This is a genomic window from Myxococcales bacterium (genome assembly GCA_023898405.1).
In the GTDB taxonomy this organism is placed as follows: Bacteria; Myxococcota; UBA727; order UBA727; family JABDBI01.
The window spans coordinates 38,016-57,115 of record CP060221.1; the positions used below are offsets into that span (position 1 = coordinate 38,016).

At 41.5% G+C, this 19,100-nt stretch carries 19 protein-coding genes; 16 read left to right on the forward strand and 3 right to left on the reverse strand.

Annotated elements, in window-relative coordinates:
• Positions 1 to 91: 91 nt before the first annotated feature.
• Together H6731_00190 and metG are read right to left on the reverse strand one after the other, a co-directional pair.
• Positions 92 to 1,354 (reverse strand): M48 family metallopeptidase, encoded by a 1,263-nt coding sequence (locus H6731_00190; GenBank protein USN50878.1) that lies wholly within the window; start codon positions 1,352 to 1,354, stop codon positions 92 to 94.
• A gap of 2 nt (positions 1,355 to 1,356) precedes the next feature.
• Positions 1,357 to 3,363 (reverse strand): methionine--tRNA ligase, encoded by a 2,007-nt coding sequence (gene metG / locus H6731_00195; protein ID USN50879.1) that lies wholly within the window; start codon positions 3,361 to 3,363, stop codon positions 1,357 to 1,359.
• Positions 3,364 to 3,607: 244 nt separating this feature from the next.
• Here metG and tilS point away from each other — a divergent pair, with 244 nt between their 5' ends.
• The 5 genes from tilS (at position 3,608) to queG (ending at position 9,896) form a co-directional block, all read left to right on the forward strand.
• Complete coding sequence (gene tilS / locus H6731_00200; GenBank protein ID USN50880.1) at positions 3,608 to 4,669, forward strand: tRNA lysidine(34) synthetase TilS; 1,062 nt, start codon at positions 3,608 to 3,610, stop codon at positions 4,667 to 4,669.
• A gap of 155 nt (positions 4,670 to 4,824) precedes the next feature.
• Positions 4,825 to 6,795: an ATP-dependent metallopeptidase FtsH/Yme1/Tma family protein gene (locus tag H6731_00205; GenBank protein ID USN50881.1), complete on the forward strand. Its 1,971-nt coding sequence runs from the start codon at positions 4,825 to 4,827 to the stop codon at positions 6,793 to 6,795.
• 12 nt (positions 6,796 to 6,807) lie between these two features.
• The gene (gene der, locus H6731_00210) at positions 6,808 to 8,229 is read left to right on the forward strand and encodes a ribosome biogenesis GTPase Der (GenBank protein ID USN50882.1); all 1,422 of its coding nucleotides are present in this window, start codon (positions 6,808 to 6,810) and stop codon (positions 8,227 to 8,229) included.
• Entirely contained in the window at positions 8,229 to 8,951 is a 723-nt protein-coding gene (gene rnc, locus H6731_00215; protein ID USN50883.1) for a ribonuclease III, read from the forward strand. The genes der and rnc overlap by 1 nt, the downstream gene beginning before the upstream one ends.
• A 12-nt stretch (positions 8,952 to 8,963) precedes the next feature.
• Positions 8,964 to 9,896: a tRNA epoxyqueuosine(34) reductase QueG gene (queG, locus tag H6731_00220; protein ID USN50884.1), complete on the forward strand. Its 933-nt coding sequence runs from the start codon at positions 8,964 to 8,966 to the stop codon at positions 9,894 to 9,896.
• Here queG and H6731_00225 read toward each other — a convergent pair.
• Positions 9,835 to 10,773, reverse strand: a complete 939-nt coding sequence (locus tag H6731_00225; GenBank protein ID USN50885.1) for a protein kinase — start codon at positions 10,771 to 10,773, stop codon at positions 9,835 to 9,837. The genes queG and H6731_00225 overlap by 62 nt on opposite strands.
• A gap of 346 nt (positions 10,774 to 11,119) precedes the next feature.
• Between H6731_00225 and H6731_00230 the strand changes: the two genes are divergently transcribed.
• The 11 genes from H6731_00230 (at position 11,120) to rpsC (ending at position 19,074) form a co-directional block, all read left to right on the forward strand.
• Positions 11,120 to 11,491: a 30S ribosomal protein S12 gene (locus H6731_00230; protein USN50886.1), complete on the forward strand. Its 372-nt coding sequence runs from the start codon at positions 11,120 to 11,122 to the stop codon at positions 11,489 to 11,491.
• A gap of 38 nt (positions 11,492 to 11,529) precedes the next feature.
• Entirely contained in the window at positions 11,530 to 12,000 is a 471-nt protein-coding gene (gene rpsG, locus H6731_00235) for a 30S ribosomal protein S7 (protein USN50887.1), read from the forward strand.
• Positions 12,001 to 12,028: 28 nt separating this feature from the next.
• A complete protein-coding gene (gene fusA / locus H6731_00240) occupies positions 12,029 to 14,125 on the forward strand; it encodes an elongation factor G (GenBank protein USN50888.1) in 2,097 nt (698 codons plus the stop codon).
• Positions 14,126 to 14,184: 59 nt separating this feature from the next.
• Positions 14,185 to 15,375 (forward strand): elongation factor Tu, encoded by a 1,191-nt coding sequence (gene tuf, locus H6731_00245; GenBank protein ID USN50889.1) that lies wholly within the window; start codon positions 14,185 to 14,187, stop codon positions 15,373 to 15,375.
• A 104-nt stretch (positions 15,376 to 15,479) separates the two neighbouring features.
• Positions 15,480 to 15,788: a 30S ribosomal protein S10 gene (gene rpsJ, locus H6731_00250; protein USN50890.1), complete on the forward strand. Its 309-nt coding sequence runs from the start codon at positions 15,480 to 15,482 to the stop codon at positions 15,786 to 15,788.
• A 45-nt stretch (positions 15,789 to 15,833) separates the two neighbouring features.
• On the forward strand, positions 15,834 to 16,457 hold the full coding sequence (rplD, locus tag H6731_00255) for a 50S ribosomal protein L4 (GenBank protein ID USN50891.1): 624 nt from the start codon (positions 15,834 to 15,836) through the stop codon (positions 16,455 to 16,457).
• A gap of 4 nt (positions 16,458 to 16,461) precedes the next feature.
• Positions 16,462 to 16,797, forward strand: coding sequence for a 50S ribosomal protein L23 (rplW, locus tag H6731_00260; protein USN50892.1), 336 nt, complete (start codon positions 16,462 to 16,464; stop codon positions 16,795 to 16,797).
• A gap of 54 nt (positions 16,798 to 16,851) precedes the next feature.
• Entirely contained in the window at positions 16,852 to 17,676 is an 825-nt protein-coding gene (gene rplB / locus H6731_00265) for a 50S ribosomal protein L2 (protein USN50893.1), read from the forward strand.
• Positions 17,677 to 17,694: 18 nt separating this feature from the next.
• Positions 17,695 to 17,970, forward strand: coding sequence for a 30S ribosomal protein S19 (rpsS, locus tag H6731_00270; protein ID USN50894.1), 276 nt, complete (start codon positions 17,695 to 17,697; stop codon positions 17,968 to 17,970).
• A gap of 15 nt (positions 17,971 to 17,985) precedes the next feature.
• Positions 17,986 to 18,369 (forward strand): 50S ribosomal protein L22, encoded by a 384-nt coding sequence (gene rplV, locus H6731_00275; GenBank protein USN50895.1) that lies wholly within the window; start codon positions 17,986 to 17,988, stop codon positions 18,367 to 18,369.
• A gap of 45 nt (positions 18,370 to 18,414) precedes the next feature.
• Positions 18,415 to 19,074 carry a 30S ribosomal protein S3 gene (gene rpsC / locus H6731_00280; protein ID USN50896.1) on the forward strand — a complete coding sequence of 220 codons (660 nt, stop codon included), beginning with the start codon at positions 18,415 to 18,417 and terminating at the stop codon, positions 19,072 to 19,074.
• Positions 19,075 to 19,100 lie beyond the last annotated feature (26 nt).

A 19,100-nucleotide genomic window follows, 5' to 3' on the forward strand; every position in this document is an offset into this window, starting at 1 on the left:
ATAAGCTCAGACTCTGGCTGAATATTATAAAAAATGCCCTTAGATCAACTAGTTCCAAGGGCCGCTTGCTTTTGCAGATAGTCTGCAAGAATTAATCTAGGCTTACAGCTTCGATGGCTTTTACCCTTTCTAATGTAGTGGGGTGAGAGTAATGATACGCGCTATACCAAGGATGTGGTGTAAGGTTGCCTAAGTTTTCCTTGGTGAGTTTTACCAATGCATCGGCGAGATGCTTTTTATCCCGAGTTGTGTGAACCGAAAACTCATCTGCTTCAAATTCATTGTGTCGAGAAATTTTTGTAAAAATCGGTGAAATAGGAAACATGAATACCGATGAGAACAAAGCAAAGAGTACAAGTCCTACATGAATGCTTGGCTGAAAGGCACCAAGTGCAGTGAAAAAAGGTGGCCATTGAATGCAAAGGGAGAGCACGTAAAAGAGTGCCAGCATAATAACCGAAGATAACACCAAACTTTTTTGGATATGTTTTTTGACGTTATGTCCCATTTCATGAGCAATTACGCCAACAATTTCATCTTCGGAATGTTTTTCTATGAGCGTATCAAACAAAACAATCCGTCTCATTGAGCCAAGGCCTGCAAAAAAAGCATTAGAGTGCGAGGAACGTTTAGAACCATCTATGGTAAAAATTCCAGCCATTTTAAAATTAACTTTTTTCGCCAAGTCCTCGATTCGTGTCTTTAAGCTTCCATCAGCAAGAGGGCTAAACTTATTAAAAATAGGAGCTAGAAACACGGGATAAATGGCTGCCGTGAAAAGTTGAAAACCCATCACTAATGCAAAGCCAAAAATCCACCATTGAGGACCACTCTCACCAATAATCCAGAGCAAAGCAGCAATAAGTGGAACTCCAAATAATAATCCTAAAAGCGCACCTTTAATTTGATCGAGTACAAAGGTTTTAAAATTCATTCGGTTAAAACCAAATTTTTCTTCTAAAACGAACTGGTAAAAATATGATTGAGGGATTCCAAAAACAAAAAATACGCCACCTACGGCAAAGGGATAAATAACTCCTCGCCAAAAAGTATTGCTGAAATAAGCAGAAAGCCAGGTGTCGAGATGTCCAAAAAAACCACTCAAAATCAAAGTAAAAACAAAAGCAGTTTTTAATATGAGAGTGAAAATCTTAAAATTAGTTTTTGCTTTGGTGTAGTCGATGGATTTTTTGTAGTCAGTTTCAGAATATATCCCCTTAAATAAATCGGGTACGTGGGATTTATGTTGATCGACGTGGCGTATATTAAGAAGGTCGAGACCAATTTCAACCAATAAATACGCTAAGTAAAAAATCAAAAATACAACAAAAAACCAATTATCAAAAATGTTCATTGTTATCGAATCCTTTCGCCTGCTTCTGTATTGTGAAGAAAAATTGGTTCTGGCACTTTTTCTCCAGCAGCCAAAATCATACCTTCACTCGTACCAAAACGCATTTTTCTTGGTTGAAGGTTAAATACTAACACCACAGTTTTTCCTACCATATCCGCAGGTTCTACATGGGGGCGCAGCCCGCTAAAAACAGTGCGCTCGCCAAATTTACCCAAATTAAGCTTGCATTCAATGAGTTTATCGGAACCCTCAACAGCTTGAGCGTGCATAACTTTGGCAGCCCGCAATTCTACATCCATAAATTTATCGATACTGATCAGTGGTGAAGTTTTTTCTGTCAACTCTTGTGGTTCATTTGGTTGTGCAGTGTTCATCGTTTCGTCCTTTAAAGCTTTAAGTTGGGATTCGTCAATTCGTTTGAATATATGCTCGTATGCTTTAAGTTTTTGATCTTTTTGAAATGGGAGCGCTAGGGTGTCAAAATAAAATTCTTGGCCATCGTTAATAATGTTTTCTAATTTGCTTACTGCTTGAGGAATTACGGGTTTTAATAGGCCAAGACAAATCTTTCCAATATAAAGTCCTGTTGTTAGGATTGATTGAGATTTTTTGGGATCTTGGCCTGCTATTTTCCATGGCGCACTGTCTTGCAAATATTTATTAGCGTCCTCGGCCAAACGTACAATTTCATTAAGCGCTTTTTGGTATTCATAGTGGAGATACAAATTTTGTACCTCACCTACACTGCGCTGGGCCTTACTTATAAGTTCAGCAGCATCATTATCAAGCTCGCCAGCATGATATTCAAAAAGGCGGCCCAAAAGTGGCAATGCGCGAGATACCAGGTTGATGACCTTATTGATTAGATCGGTGTTAACCCGTTGAATAAAGTCACCTAAATTGAGATCAATGTCTTCAGCTCTACTGCCAAGTTTGCATGCAAAATAGTAGCGCAGGGTTTCTGGATCGAAGTGCTTACTGAATGTGTCGGCCAAAATAAAAGTTCCGCGAGATTTTGACATTTTTTCGCCGTTGACGGTAAGCATGCCATGCACCACTATTTGAGATGGCAAATTATAGTCAGCAGCCATAAGCATAGCCGGCCAAAAAAGTGTGTGAAAATAAACGATATCTTTGCCAATAAAATGAATAATTTTAGTGTCTTTATCGAGCCAATAATCCTTAAAACTTTTTCCCGTTAACTGCGCTGCTTTTTCGCTAAGACTGATGTAACCCACTGGGGCATCGAGCCATACGTAAAAATATTTGTCGTCTTCGCCCGGTATAGGGAATCCAAAGTAAGGTCCGTCTCTACTTATGTCCCAATCTTTTAGTCCCTCTTGAAACCACCGTTCGAGCGAAGCTTGAATATCTGGATGAACTGTATTGTCAGCAGCTGTCCAATCTTTAAGTTGCTTGGCCAGCGAAGACAATGAGACAAAATAGTGGCGACTTTTTTTAAGAATAGGTGTAGCACCACTCAATGCACTTTTAGCATCAATTAAGTCGGTAGGTTGGTAGGTGTGACCGCAGGATTCACAGTTGTCACCATATTGATCCTGAGCTTTGCAAAATGGGCATGTGCCTTTTACCATGCGATCAGGTAAAAAACGTTTTAGTTCAGGATCAAATAACTGCTCTATTTCTTTTTGCTGAATAAAACCCTTATCTTTGAGTGACTTAAAAATTTGTTCGGCATGCTTTTTATTTACTTCAGTGTGAGTTGATCCATAGCCACCATCGAATTCGATATCATAACGTTTAAAACTTGCGTCTTGTTTCTTTTGCCACTGCTTTGCAAAATCAACTGGGCTGATCCCAGCTTTTATAGCGCTCATTTCTATAGGAGTGCCGTGGCTATCGGCACCACATACATAGAGCACATCCTTTTTGGCCATACGAAGAGCACGGACAAAAATATTAACTTGCACATGTTCAACAAGGTGCCCTAGGTGAATGGGACCATTTGCGTAAGGAAGGGCGGGGGTAACAAGGTATTTTTCTTGCATGATAAAGCCGTAATAAAGAGTGTAAATGGTTCTAAAAGGGAAACTGTTGCGCTCATGAGCTATATGGTTTAGCTATGTTCGATCAACATATCCCTGATTGGCGGGTGCAGCTGAGCTTGAACCAGCTACTTCCACATATAAAGCCAAGCTCTAATTGGTTGTGCACCTGCGCTCACCGAAATAAGCAATACAGCCAGTTATGCAAGGGGGTTGTTTTGCCTCAATAAGGAGCTAAATTCAAATCATGACAGCACAACAATTTCAACCAAAACACCTGACGAGGACACGAAGAGTCTTGCAAGTTTTATGGTCGAAATTTGATTTATTTCTAGCGCCATTTATGAGCCAGGGAGTTGTTATTGCAGTCAGTGGAGGGCCAGATTCTCGAGCGCTGTTGGAGGCTCTTGCATGTTGGGTACCCAGAAAAAAAGGAAGCTTTGTTGTAGCAACCTTCGATCATGGAATGCGCCAAGAATCATTGTTGGAATCTCAGTTCATATGCCAGCGAGCTAAAAGGCTTGGTTTTGATGTGCACCGTGAAAGCTTTTTTTCCCCCATAATGCTGAACGAGCAAGAGCTACGCATAAAACGCTATCAGGCTCTAAAAAAAATATGCAAAAATTATGATCTAAAAAATGTGTGTACGGCTCATCATCTTGAGGATAACGCTGAAGGTTATATGATGGCTCTATTTGGAGTTGGAGGAGGGGAGATGGGGGCAGCAATGCAAGAAGTTCAAAAATTTGCGGACCTTAGGTTGATAAGACCTTTTCTTGGGCTCAAAAAAGAAGATCTACGGCTGGCTTTGAATATGCTTGGGTTGTGTGATTATGCTAGGGATAGTTTGGATGAAATGAGAATAGGGCGAAGAGCCTATATTCGGCACGAGATTATCCCCACACTGAAAAATCATAAAAATCAAATCGTTGAGAGGCTGAACCATTTTGCCCATAAACAAGCATGGCAGATTCAGGCTGTGTCAAATGTGGCGCAGCAAATTATTGAATGGAGTGATAATGAGGCAATTATTCAAGCTAAAAACGCAGACCGGGCTGTTTTGGATAAGGCTCTGTGTACGGTACTGAAGAAGCTCGCCCCAGAAAAAGATCTGCGACAAACCTGGCCAACAAGAGAAAAAATAATAAATTATTATTTTTCTTTGGAGTCTCAGGATAAGTCTTATACCCAAGGGCTTGACCGACCGTTATACAAGGTTATTGTTAACCACTTGAAAACTAAAGAGTACTCTATGCCGGGAGTTGTGATAAGAACCAACGGCACGAAGGTCGCCATAAGGCGCGTTTAAACGTTTGGCATACTATCAATTATTATATTAATTTGATATGGTGAAAGTGCCTGTAAAACGGAACTATTGATATTAAAAGAAGTAGTTCAGGTTTGAACATTTTTATAGAAAAAGAGCTCGTACACCAATGCTCTTAATGATTGTGAGGCCAATCGGTGAAGCAATATCAAAAAACCCTACTTGTGTGGCTTGTTTTCGGTCTTTTTATCGTGACCGTTTGGAGCTTTTTTGGCAAATCCAACTCGAATCGGCAGGAAAAGCCTTTTTCTGAGTTTTTATCATCAGTTGAAGATGGGCATATAAAAACTGTTACCATTATTGGGCAAGATTTCACTGGAGAAAATAAGGATGGTAGCCAGTTTCATAGCACTGGAGTTGTCACAGATCATATTCTGGATACTCTCAGCAAAGCCAACAAAAAATATGGCACTGAATATCAGCTAAAGAAGGAAGAAGGTGGTACTTTCTGGCTCATAGTCGCGCAGTGGCTTCCGATGCTTTTGATTATTGGCCTTTTTATGTTCTTCATGCGCCAGATCCAGGTTGGTGGCGGTCGTGCGATGTCATTTGGCAAATCTCGTGCCAGAATGATGACAGAAAATCAATCAAAAGTTACGTTTAAGAACGTTGCTGGGGTTGATGAGTGTAAACTCGAACTCCAGGAAATTGTTGAATTCTTGAAAGATCCTAAAAAATTCACTCGTCTTGGGGGACGTATTCCTAAAGGTGTTTTACTGATGGGGCCTCCTGGGACAGGAAAGACTCTCTTAGCTCGTGCGATTGCCGGAGAGGCTGCAGTGCCGTTTTTTAGCATTGCAGGTTCAGATTTCGTGGAGATGTTTGTCGGGGTTGGAGCCAGCCGCGTGCGTGATCTCTTTGAACAAGGGAAAAAGAATGCTCCTTGCATTATTTTCATTGACGAGATTGATGCGGTAGGAAGGCAACGTGGCGCTGGTATGGGTGGTGGTCATGACGAAAGAGAGCAAACCCTTAATCAAATGCTGGTTGAGATGGATGGTTTTGAAGCCAATGAGGGCGTCATCATTATCGCTGCGACTAATCGCCCAGATGTTCTTGATCCAGCTATTCTACGTCCTGGCCGATTTGATAGGAGAGTAGTTGTTCCTTTGCCAGATGTACGCGGCAGAGAAGAAATTTTTAAAGTTCATACTGTTAAAGTTCCTCTTGCTGAAGACGTTGATTTGAGCATTCTTGCTCGTTCCACCCCTGGTATGAGCGGGGCTGACATAGAAAATTTAGTTAACGAATCGGCTTTGATTGCTGCCAGAGAAGGAAAAGATCAGGTCAGCATGTACGATTTTGAAATGGCAAGAGAAAAAATAATCATGGGAGCTGAACGTCGAAATCTTGTGATGTCGCGAAAAGACATTGAAAATACAGCATTTCATGAGGCTGGACATGCCTTGGTATCGGCTCTGATCAGAAGAGACGCTGAAAAAGAAGGTGTTTTTGACACAACTGATCCTGTCCATAAAGTTACTATTATTCCTCGAGGACGTGCGTTGGGTGTGACCATGCAATTACCTACGGATGACCGTTATAATCTGTCGAAAACCTATGCACTTAACCAAATTGCAGTGATGATGGGTGGAAGGCTCGCTGAGGAAATTAAATTTAAAGAAATTACCAGCGGTGCTGGAAATGATATTGAAAAAGCCACTGATCTTGCCCAAAGAATGGTAAGGGAGTGGGGAATGTCAGAAAAAATGGGTCCGCTTGTCTATGGTAAGAAAGAGGGACAAATATTTCTAGGCAAGGATATTTCTCAGGCCTCTGACTATTCCGAAGTTACAGCCCAAGAAATTGATAAAGAAATTAAATCAATAGTAAATGCGCAGTATGAAAGAGCAAAAAAATTATTAACAATGCATTTAGATATGCTGGAAAGAGTAGGGAAGGCACTGCTTGAATACGAAACTATAGACGGAAATGAATTGTTGGTGCTAATGGATGGCGAAGAACTTAAGCGTGAAAAGCCATTGTCTCGTGTGAAAACTCGTGAAGAATTAAATGCAGAGCGAGAAATGCAAGAAGCACAACAAAATTCAAAGTCTGAGTATTCTTCTCAAGTGCAGCATCCTGAACCTGAGTTGAAAAAAGCATAATTGAGATTATTTATGAGTTTATTTGAGATTAAACACAAGTGTATTCTCGTTGGTAAAACCAATGTAGGTAAAAGTACGCTTTTTAATTGCCTGTCTGACAAAAAAATTAGTATTGCACATGGAACTCCTGGGGCGACTCGTGATTGTATCATGAGGGATGCTCAATTTTTTGGGCACCAAATTACTGTGGTTGATTCAGGGGGACTCGAGCACGAGTCACATGTTGATAATCCCTTTCAAAGTTTGGTGAGTAAACGGGTTGATAACTTCATATCTCAGCAGGCAAGCGTCATCCTTTTTGTGGTGAGCGCAAAGGATGGCATTACTGCAGCAGATATGGAAGTTGCATCTATGCTTCGTAAGACAGGTAAACCGGTTATAGCTGTGATCAATAAGGTTGATCATAAGAATAATTTGGTTAATGCCTTGGATTGTCTACGCTTTGGTTTCGAACAACCGGTATTTGTCAGCGCCGCACAAAAAATTGGTCTTGAGGAGCTTAAGTTAAAAGTTTTGGAGAAGCTGAAGCTAAAGCCTCGATCATCAAGTGCTCGCCACCTTTCACTTGTATTGTCAGAAGAGCCCGAACAGGTGAAGCGTCACTTTGATCCATCTAAACTAAGTCTTGCCGTAGTGGGTAGACCTAACGGCGGTAAATCAACTTTTGTCAACGCGATTCTCAATGAAGACCGGGTCATGACATCAGAAATACCTGGAACCACAGTGGATGCAATCGACACTTACTTTTCTTATGCGGGAAAAGAAATCTGTTTGATCGACACTGCGGGTATTAGGCGCCAGAGAAGTATTGATGAAGAAGTTGAGAAAATGGCTGTTGCACGGTCGCTCTGTGCAGTGGATCGCTCGGATGTTGCCATAATGATGATCAGCGCCAAAGAAGGGGTTACAGAGCAGGATAAAAAAATCGCGGGTATTATTTTTGAAAAGAAGAAAGCCTGTATCTTAGCTATCAATAAATGGGATGAGCAGACTTCAAGCGAGACAAGCAAGACAAAATTCATTGAAGAAGTAAAGTTTCATCTGCCGTTTTTTGCCTATGTGCCGGTAGTATTTTTGTCTGCTAAGTATGGTCATCACGTATTTGATGCCATTGATATTGCATTTAAGTTGGCCCCTCGATTTAACAAGCGTATTAATACATCGCAGCTCAACCGCGCTTTGGAGAGAGCTTTAGAGGCACACCAACCTCCGTCGGTTATGGGGCGCCCCTTAAAAATGTATTTTGCTACGCAAATCGATACGGCTCCACCAACTTTTGCCATCAGTTGTTCGAAACCGCGTGAAGTTAATTACTCGTATAAACGCTATTTAACCAATTATTTCAGGAAAAATCTTGATCTTGGTGAAATCCCTCTACGACTGGTTTTTCGAAGTAAGTCTGATGCCAACGCCTTTAAGAGAGACGCTTGCTGATGCCTATTTTCGATTTAAACCAAAAATCCACTCAATACCAAGTGCTCGATCGTGCTATTGCTTATAAGTTTAAAGATCATTCCTTGTTAAAGCTTGCACTTATGCATAAAAGCGCTCGTGTTAAAAATAATCCAAGCGATCAGCTGATTAACAATGAACGCCTGGAATTTCTGGGTGACGCTGTGCTGTCGGTCATAACTGCTGATTTTCTCTATCAAAACAAGAAACATTTGAGAGAGGGTGATCTAAGCCGCCTAAGAGCTCAATATGTTTGCCAGGAAAATCTTGCGCTCGGAGCTCAAAGAATTAAGCTTGGTGATTACTTAGTGAGTGACAGAGCAATGAGAGCGGCAGGCGGAAACTATACAGCAGCAGTATTAGCGGATGCTCTCGAGGCTATTTTTGGCGCTGTGTACATTGATGGCGGGCTTGATAGCGCTCGTGTAACTATTTTTTCTGTTTTGGGAGAACCTTCACTTGATCTCTCTACCATCGAAAAGGATGCAAAAACACGATTGCAAGAAATAGTTCAGGCTCACATCCATCAGGCACCTAAATATATAATTTTGGACAAGAGTGGACCTGCTCATGCTCCAACTTTTCATGTAGGAATTAAGGTGCAGGATAAAATTGTAGCCAGCGCTCATGGGGAAAACCTGAAAATTGCCACTCAGAATGCTGCAATGATTGCTCTATCCGACTACGAATTAGCATCGCGCTAAAATTTTAGTTCAATGTCCAAAGAAATTTTACTGAAAGAATATGCCACTTCACTCGGCTTTGATGATATGGGAATCGCTTCTGTGGATGGTCCGCTGCCCTTTATTCAAGAAGTTAAGCAAGCTTCGGTTGACGAAAGGTTTGGCCCACTCGATTATCTCTACCGAACACTTCCTCAAAGACTAGATGTGCGCTCATTTTTCCCAATAGCTCAGAGTGTTATAGTTGTTATAAAAAATTATTACACTGGTGATCACCCAACTTCTTTACAGGCTCAAGCAAAAATTGCTCGTTATGCCTGGGGGCACGATTATCACCAGTGGTTTAAAAAAAGACTTAAAAACATCTCAAATTATTTACAAAAAGAATATGGAGCACAAAGCTGGATATTTAACGATACAGGTCCATTTTTAGAACGCTCGTGGGCTTTGAAAGCAGGATTAGGTTTTATTGGCAAAAGTGCCATGTTTATTCATCGGGAATTTGGAACGTGGACGTTTATAGGTGGTGTGGCCACTGACTTAAACTTACAAGCTGATGAGGCGTATACAGGGCCAAATTGTGGAACGTGCACTCGCTGCATTGATGCCTGCCCAACAAAAGCTATAATAGCCCCTCATACTATCGAAGCAAAAAAATGCATATCTACCTGGACCATTGAACGAACGCTTCATAGTGAGTCTATAGCGCTTGCGCCAAGAAATCATGAATGGGCTTTTGGTTGTGATGTATGCCAGGAAGTTTGTCCTTGGAATAAATTCGAGAAGTTTAGCCCCGAGCCTCGATTTCAGCCAGTACCTGGAAGGGTTTTCCTCAATCAAGAAACTTTTAATCAGGATCTTAAGGGGTCACCGCTTTACAGGACAAAAAAAGTTGGACTGAGAGTCAATTTAATTCGTATTCAAAAAACTCTGGCATCGATGAATCACCGCGATCATCAGTATTAGAGCGCAATGGAATATAGTCGATGGTGGTTTGAATCAAAGTCATTCTTTCTGAGTGAGATATAATTTTTGTCTCTTCGTTGTCTTTCATTAGAAGGGGCGGATCACGAACTTGTTGCCATTGCATTACATCTAAAATCTTTTGAGCAGATTTAGGACGGAGCCGCGGGGTAGGGGCAAGTAAAGCTTTAATGAGGTAGAATAAATCCTTCTGATCGCCTGTTACATTTTCCTCTAGTAATCTAAATGATCTATACATTTTTGCGGGATTAAAAGATTGCATGGTAATGCACTCAAATAAAATTGTGCCCAAACTGTAAAGATCCGACAAATGACTGGTCTGAGCACCAAACAAGATTTCGGGAGCGAGATAGCAAGTTTGTCCGAAAGGAAATGAACTAGAAAGCGGACCAAAACTCGCAGCACCAAAGTCGATTATGAGAGAACCCTTATGTTGCTGCCAGAGCAGATTATCGGGTGATAGATCGTTATGATAAATGCCCGTAGAATGAATATAGGCCAATATTTCTAAAAGCTGCCTTGTAATGCTTCTTATATGCTCAAGTGAAAGCTTGCTCTTAATCACCTGTCTGAAGCTCTTGGCTGGAAAATAATCCAAAATAATTCCTAGTGATTCCTTAACCTGGCAATATCCTTGATATGCTGGGATACACGGATGCTTTAAAGCACAGAGTGCTTTGGCTTCCCGCTTTGCCTGAGAACGATCATTATAAATCTTTAGGATGATATCTTGATAGTGAGGTAGTATACGCCCCTTGTAAAGTGTAGCCTGTCCCCCTTGATTTAGAAATTCAGTAACTAAAAGCAGATGTCTTTGTTCAAAAATATTCTTGGCGATACCATCGTTGTGCAAGCTCATAGGGACCCGTTTTTTGCTTGAAAAATCTCAGTTGTCACAATTTTCTGCAGCTAAATATTTTTTCGATCGATAAAAAATAAAAGTCTAGTTGGTAAAGGCCTACTAGCCCAAAATTGCAGCATAATTTTGGTTTATGCTTAGCAAAAAACGTATACCTTGGTTCACTTAATCCACATTTAAATTAAAAAATTATCAACAAATCACTGTTATTAGTCACTTAAATTGTATCAAGCATCTTTACAAATGAACCGGATTCGATACAAAGATCACGCTAATTTTCAAATCTTAGATAAATAAGGCGGAGCTAAACTAAAATAGTAAAGCCAAGTGTAAGGACAGAAGTAGTATGCCAACGATTAGCCAATTGGTTCGTAATGGTCGTCGTAAGCTTTCAGAGAAAAGTGATTCGCCGCACCTTCAAAATTGCCCTCAAAAGCGAGGGGTGTGTATTCGTGTGTACACCACTACACCTAAAAAACCTAACTCAGCTCTAAGAAAAGTAGCTCGGGTTCGTTTAACTAATGGAATGGAAGTGACCACGTATATTCCTGGTGAAGGCCACAATCTGCAAGAACACTCTGTTGTGCTCATTCGTGGAGGTCGTGTTAAAGACTTGCCCGGATGTCGGTATCACGTTGTTCGAGGTGCATTGGATTCAGTAAGTGTTAATGGTCGTAAAAAAGGCCGTTCCAAATATGGAACCAAGAAAGGGAAATAGATCCTAAACAATTTAAATATCAGTGGAAAAAAAAACGTATGCCAAGAAGACGAGAAGTAGAAAAACGAAATATCGATCCAGATCCTAAGTTCAACGATCGCTTAGTAACCAAATTGATCAATGTCGTAATGAAAGATGGCAAGAAATCAGTAGCCGAGCACATTGTCTATGGCGCATTTCAAATCATTGAAGATAAAAACAAAGAAGAGCCTCTCAAGGTCTTCAAGAAAGCAATGGAAAATGTAAAGCCTGCAGTAGAAGTGAAGTCTCGCCGAGTTGGTGGCGCAAGTTACCAAGTACCTATTGAAGTGCCAGCTAATCGACGTGTCGCTTTGGGGTTGCGCTGGTTAAGGGATTCAGCCCGTAATCGTAATGAACGCACCATGGAAGAAAAACTTGCCGGTGAGATGTTCGATGCCTCTCAAAGCCGTGGTCTCGCATGCAAGAAACGGGAAGATACTCATAAGATGGCAGAAGCAAATAAGGCATTTGCTCATTATCGTTGGTAATTAGCTTAGGTAGGGATAGGTAGCGAAAATGTCAGAACAGTTTCCTTTAGAACGCGTCAGAAACATAGGGATTGTGGCTCATATTGATGCGGGAAAGACTACAACAACCGAACGAATTCTGTTTTACACTGGACGGAGTCATAAAATTGGTGAAGTGCACGAAGGTGCGGCTGTTACTGATTATATGGCCCAGGAGCGCGAACGCGGTATCACAATTACAGCCGCAGCCGTAAGTTGTGAATGGCGCCGAAGAGAAAATCCAAAAGCAGCTCCTTATCGTGTCAATATTATTGATACACCAGGGCACGTGGATTTTACTATTGAAGTAGAACGTTCTATGCGTGTTCTCGATGGTGCAGTTACTGTATTTGATGGCGTTGCAGGTGTAGAGCCCCAATCGGAAACTGTATGGCGTCAGGCTGATCGATATGGCGTACCACGTATGTGTTTTGTCAATAAGCTTGATAGAACAGGAGCAGATTTTTTTAGATGCGTTGATATGATTGTAGAGCGTCTAAAAGCTCGCCCTTCCGTATTGACTTTGCCTATTGGTAATGAAGCCTCGTTCAAGGGAATTGTTGATCTCATTCGAATGAAGGCTCTTATTTGGCACGATGATTCTCTTGGGGCTCGTTATGATGTTGTTGATATTCCAGAGGAATTAAAGGAACAATCCCAAAAATATCGCGAGAAACTCATAGAGGATTGTGCTGATTGTGATGATGCACTCGCTGAGAAATTTCTTGAAGGTGAAGAACTTAGTGAAGATGAAATCATAGGAGCAGTCAGAAAGGGCTGCTTGTCCGGTAAGATTATTCCGACCTTTTGTGGTTCAGCTTTCAAAAATAAGGGTGTCCAGTTCATGCTGGATTCAGTGGTTGACTTTTTGCCTTCTCCTCTTGATGTGCCTCCGATTAAGGGACAGCTTGAAGATGGTACTGAGGCCTCAAGAAAAGCAAGTCTGGATGAGCCCTTTTCAGCTCTGGCGTTCAAAATTATTAATGATAAATATGGCCAATTGACCTTCGTGAGAGTTTACTCTGGATCACTCAAAAAAGGTGATTCAATCGTAAATATGCGCACAGGGAAAAAAATGCGAATAGGCCGCCTTGTTCGTATGTACGCGGATAAACGAGAAGATATTGAAGAAATTGATGCTGGTGGTATCGCTGCAGCAATCGGTATAGAGGCAACTACCGGAGATACTCTATGCGATGGTGATCATCGTATCATCTTAGAGTCTATGGATGTTCCTCCTGCGGTTGTAAAATTAGCTATTGAACCTAAAACCAAGAGCGATCAAGAAAAGATGAGTATTGGTCTTGGCAAATTAAGTAGTGAAGATCCATCGTTGCGCCTAAGTGTAGATGAGGAAACTGGGCAGACTACCATTGCTGGCATGGGTGAGTTACACCTTGAGATCATTGTTGATCGTCTAAAACGCGAATTTATGGTCGAAGCAAATGTTGGTAAACCCCAGGTTGCTTACCGTGAAACTATTACTAAGCTTGTTGAAAGTGAAGGTAAGTATGTTCGTCAAACTGGTGGTAGAGGTCAGTACGGACATGTCTGGCTTAGAGTTGAGCCTAATGAGGCTGGCAAAGGCTTTGAATTTGAGAGCATCATAGTTGGCGGTTCCATACCTAAGGAGTACATACCTGCTGTTAAAAAGGGCGTTGAAGAAGCTCTTGATTCTGGTATTAGAGCAGGATTTCCTGTTGTTGACGTTAAAGTTTCCCTGTTTGATGGTAGCTACCACGACGTAGACTCTAATGAAATGGCTTTTAAAATAGCTGGTTCAATGGGTTTCAAAGATGGAGCTAAAAAAGCTGCCCCTATTATTCTTGAGCCGCTTATGAAAACAGAAGTCATCGTTCCTGAAGAATGGATGGGTGATGTTATAGGCGATCTTAATAGTCGACGGGGACGAATCACGGGTATGGATGAGCGAAGTGGTATGAAAGTTGTTTCAGCAAATGTGCCACTAGCTGAGATGTTTGGTTACGCGAATGATCTAAGGTCACGAACCCAAGGTCGTGCTACGTATACCATGGAGTTTAGCCATTATGAGCCAGTGCCAAATTCGATTGCCGAAGAAATAATTTCCAAGGCCACTGGTGAGTAATTGGTTGTTGTTTGATTTTATTTGCAGAAAAGCCTTTGTTTTTCTGGTAGGGAGTAAAAATGTCTAAAGAAAAATTTTCTAGAGATAAACCACACGTTAATATTGGTACTATTGGTCACGTAGATCACGGTAAGACCACTCTTTCTGCGGCTATCACCAAGATTATGGCTGAGAAAAATGGCGGTAATGCTGTTGCCTATGATCAAATTGATAAAGCCCCAGAAGAAAGAGAACGTGGTATTACCATTTCTACTGCTCACTTAGAGTATGAAACAGCCAAGCGTCACTACGCTCACGTAGACTGCCCAGGGCACGCCGATTATGTTAAGAACATGATCACCGGTGCTGCGCAGATGGACGGCGCTATATTGGTTGTTTCGGCTGCTGATGGTCCTATGCCTCAGACACGTGAACATATTCTTCTTGCTCGCCAAGTAGGTGTGCCATGCATCGTTGTTTTTCTTAACAAAGTAGACATGGTAGATGATGCAGAATTGCTGGATCTCGTAGAACTTGAAGTAAGAGAACTGTTGAGTGCGTACAAGTTTCCTGGTGATGATACTCCAATCATTCGTGGTTCAGCACTTAAAGCTCTAGAAGGCGATAAGAGTGATATCGGTGAAGGTGCAATCGTCAAATTGATGGATGCTGTGGATGAGTACATTCCTACACCATCACGCGCTATCGATCAGCCTTTCTTGATGCCTGTTGAAGATGTATTTTCTATCTCCGGTCGTGGTACAGTTGTTACTGGCCGCGTAGAGAAAGGTGTCGTTAAAGTAGGTGAGGAAGTAGAGATCGTTGGATTTAAGCCTACAAGCAAGACTACAGTGACTGGCGTTGAAATGTTCCGTAAACTACTTGATCAAGGTCAAGCAGGAGATAACGTTGGATGTCTTTTGCGTGGACTAAAGCGTGAAGATATTGAGCGTGGTCAGGTTTTGGCTGCTCCAGGTAGTATTAAGCCACACAAGAAGTTCAAAGCAGAAGTTTATGTTCTCACCAAAGAAGAAGGTGGGCGTCATACCCCATTCTTTACTAAGTATCGTCCTCAGTTTTACTTCAGAACAACTGACGTGACCGGTACTGTATCTTTGCCTGAAGGCGTAGAAATGGTTATGCCTGGTGACAACACTCAAATGGAAGTTGAGCTGTTGACTCCGGTAGCTATGGATAAAGAACTTCGTTTTGCTATTCGTGAAGGTGGTAGAACTGTTGGTTCAGGAGTTGTTACTCAGATTATTGAGTAAGAATAATGTATTAAACCGCCGAATAGGCGGTTCCCTTCTTGCAAGATAAAAAAAAATACATATAAAAAGAATCTCTCATTAAGGTAATAAGGAAAGTTAACAAGATGTCCGCAACTAAAATTAGAATTCGCCTTTCAGCATACGATTGTAAATTGCTGGACCGCTCGGCCCAAGATATTGCAGGAACCGCTCATCGTACAGGAGCAAAGGTTGCAGGACCAATTCCGCTCCCGACAAGTATTACCAAGTATACCGTTTTGCGTGGTCCCTTTACAGATAAAAAGTCTCGCGAACAATTTGAAATTCGTACACATAAACGTCTGCTTGATATTCATGAACCAACGCAGGGTACGCTGGATGCGTTGATGAAGCTTGATTTGTCTGCTGGTGTTGATGTCGAGCTCAAGAATTAACAATTTTTAAAAGATTTTAAGCCCTTCGGAGGTAAAGTTAGCGTTATGGCTACATTTGAAGTATTTAATTTTGCTGGTGAAAAAATCAGCCAGGCAGAGCTGGAAGATAGCGTATTTGGAGCCGAAGTACGGCCGTATCTTCATAGTGAAGTTGTAAATTGGCAGCGAGCTTGCGGGCGTGCAGGTACTCAGAGCGTGCTTACTAAAGCAGAAGTTGCTGGAACGACTAAGAAGCCTTTTCCTCAGAAGGGGAGAGGTTGTGCTCGCCAAGGTTCAGGTCGTAAAAATCCGCATCAGAAAGGTGGTGGTGTTGCCTTTGCTCCTAAGCCACGAGATTACAGTTTTAGCATGCCAAAATCAAAGAAAAGAGCTGCTTTAGCTTCAGTAATTACAGCTCGTATTCAAGAAGGCAGGTTTAGATTGCTTGATGAACTTTCTTTTCCTGAACCTAAGACAAAACGCGTTTGTGAATTACTTGGTAATTTTAAGATGGACTCTTGTCTGTTGATTGATGAAGACAACAATAAGGCACGTTTGAGTTCGAGAAATCATCAAGGTGTGAAGTTTCTAAAGCAAGAAGGTATTAATGTCGCTGATGTGCTTAGGTATCCTTACTTGATTATGACGGTAAATGCCGCCAAAAATCTTGAAAAACGTTTAGTAGGTTAGAAACATGTTTGATCAATGTAATGTTTATGAAGTATTAAGAAGACCTATCCTCACTGAAAAATGTTCCCAGATGAGAGAAAGCCAAAATAAAATTCTCGTGGAAGTAGCGCCCTGGGCTAACAAGTATCAGATTGTTCAAGCAGCAAAAGCTCTTTTTAATGTTGAAGTTGTTGATGTGAACACTCTTAACTATAGGGGAAAGATCAAGCGAGTACGACAACAGATGGGTAAACGCAAGAATACTAAAAGAGCCTATTTAACATTAAAGAATGGTTCGGATGTTGACTTATTCGGTTTGATAGGACAAGAAGTTTCGCACCAAGAAGAACAAAATGCTTAATTTAGCTCTTACCGATAAACCTTTATGGTCCTATGGTAGGAAAGGAAATATCTAGTGGCTATTATTGTATACAAGCCGACAAGTGCCGGCCGACGAAATTCTAGCATTAATAGGGATACAACTCTCAGTAAAAAGAAACCCGAAAAAAACTTAGTGAGAGGTAAAAAGGCGATCAGTGGACGAGGCTCAAATGGTCGTATTAATGTCCGCTTTCGTGGTGGTGCCCATAAACGAAAATTGAGGGAAGTTGATTTTGTTCGAAGCAAAACGGGAATTGCTGCCAAAGTAGTAGCTTTTGAGTATGATCCAAATCGCAGTGCTAATCTAGCCCTTATACAATACCTAGACGGTGTCAAAAGCTATATTTTAGCTCCTAATAATCTTAAGATCGGAGACACTGTAGTTTCGGGTCCGGCTTCGGAAGTAAGAGTAGGCAATCACTTACCGCTAAAAAATATTCCCTTGGGTTTAGAAATTCATAATATAGAACTCAAACCATTAAAGGGTGGGCAGCTTGTCCGTTCGGCTGGTGTGGTTGCGCAGTTGCTTGCTAAAGAGGGCGACTATGTGACTATCAGAATGCCGTCCGGTGAGATGAGATATATTCATGGAAATTGCTCCGCGACCATTGGACAGGTTGGCAATGTTGGGCATGAATTGCGTAAGATCGGGAAGGCAGGCAAGAAGCGTTGGTTAGGATTTAGGCCTCATAACAGAGGGGTCGCAATGAACCCTGTTGATCACCCCTTAGGTGGTGGTGAAGGAAAATCCTCCGGTGGTCGACATCCTGTATCGCCTTGGGGACAACCTACTAAAGGTCACCGAACCAGAAATAATAAACGTACAGCTAATATGATTATTAAGCGTCGCAAGAAATAAATTTGGGAGATCATTGTTATGGCACGCTCATTGAAAAAAGGTTTTTTCGTAGATCACCATTTGTGGAAATTTGTTACTTCTGCCGATGAAAACAATAAGAAAAAAGTATTCAAAACTTGGTCTCGTCGTTCGACAATTACGCCTGAGTTCGTAGGTGGGACTTTTGCGGTTCACAATGGTAAAAAATTTGTACCTGTTTATGTGACAGAAAATATGGTTGGGCACAAACTCGGCGAGTTTTCCCCTACGCGTTATTTTGTTGGGCATGCGGCAGATAAAAAATCTAAGAAATAGGATTTGAAGATAATTATGGCAACGTTAGAGAAAAAAAAGGCATTGGCTAGAAAAGCCGCTAGAAGAGAAGGGCCGGTTCGCGCAAGCATGAGAAACCTTCCCATGAGTGCTCGAAAAGTGCGGGTAATTGCTGATGCCATTCGAGATACCAAGCTTACTCACGCATTAGCTTTTTTATCGACACAGAAAAAGGCTTGTTGCGTCCCATTGAAGAAGCTCTTGGAAGCTGCGGCTGCAAACGCAGATAGTCGAAAGCTTGACGTGGATGAGTTGAGTATTTCACGCATCGTTGTGGATAAAGGTCCCTTGAGAAAGCGTTTTATGCCTCGTGCTCAGGGACGAGCTACAAAAATTCGTAAGCAAACGGCTCATATAGAAGTGTTCTTAGGGGCTAACTAAAGCATGGAAATCTTTATTTCGGTATTGAGAAGGTAGGTAGAATCAATGGGTCAGAAGGTTAGTCCGATAGGTTTTAGGCTAGGCATTAATAAAACTTGGGATTCCAAGTGGTTTCGTTCAAAGAATTATGCACAATGGCTTAAAGAAGATTTACAAATTCGTAAATTTGTAAATAAACAGTGTAAAAGCGCTGCTATCAGTCGTGTTGAGATAGAACGTGCCGCAGATAAATGCAAAGTAAGTATCTATTCTGCTCGTCCAGGCGTACTTATTGGGAAAAAGGGTACGGAAATTGAGGGACTAAAAAAGAATATTCAAAAGTATTCTGAGAGTGAAGTATTTCTCAATATTCACGAAGTCAGAAAACCTGAAATGGATGCGACTTTAGTCGCTCAGAAAGTTGCGCAAGAGCTTGAACGACGTGTAGCTTTTCGTCGAGCCATGAAGAAAGTTATGGCAAGCGCTCAGAAGTTCGGTGTCTTAGGAGTGAAAGTAATGTGCTCAGGACGGCTAGGTGGGGCTGAAATGTCTCGATGCGAGTGGTATCGAGAAGGACGTGTTCCGCTTCATACTTTGCGAGCTGATATTGACTATGGTTTTGCTGAGGCAGATACCACTTATGGAAAGATTGGATGTAGAGTTTGGCTTTTTAAAGGTGAAGTTCTCCCGACGGAATCTGTTGAGAACAAGCGCCAACCAGCCTAGTTTTTTATAGGATTTGATGGATAGAA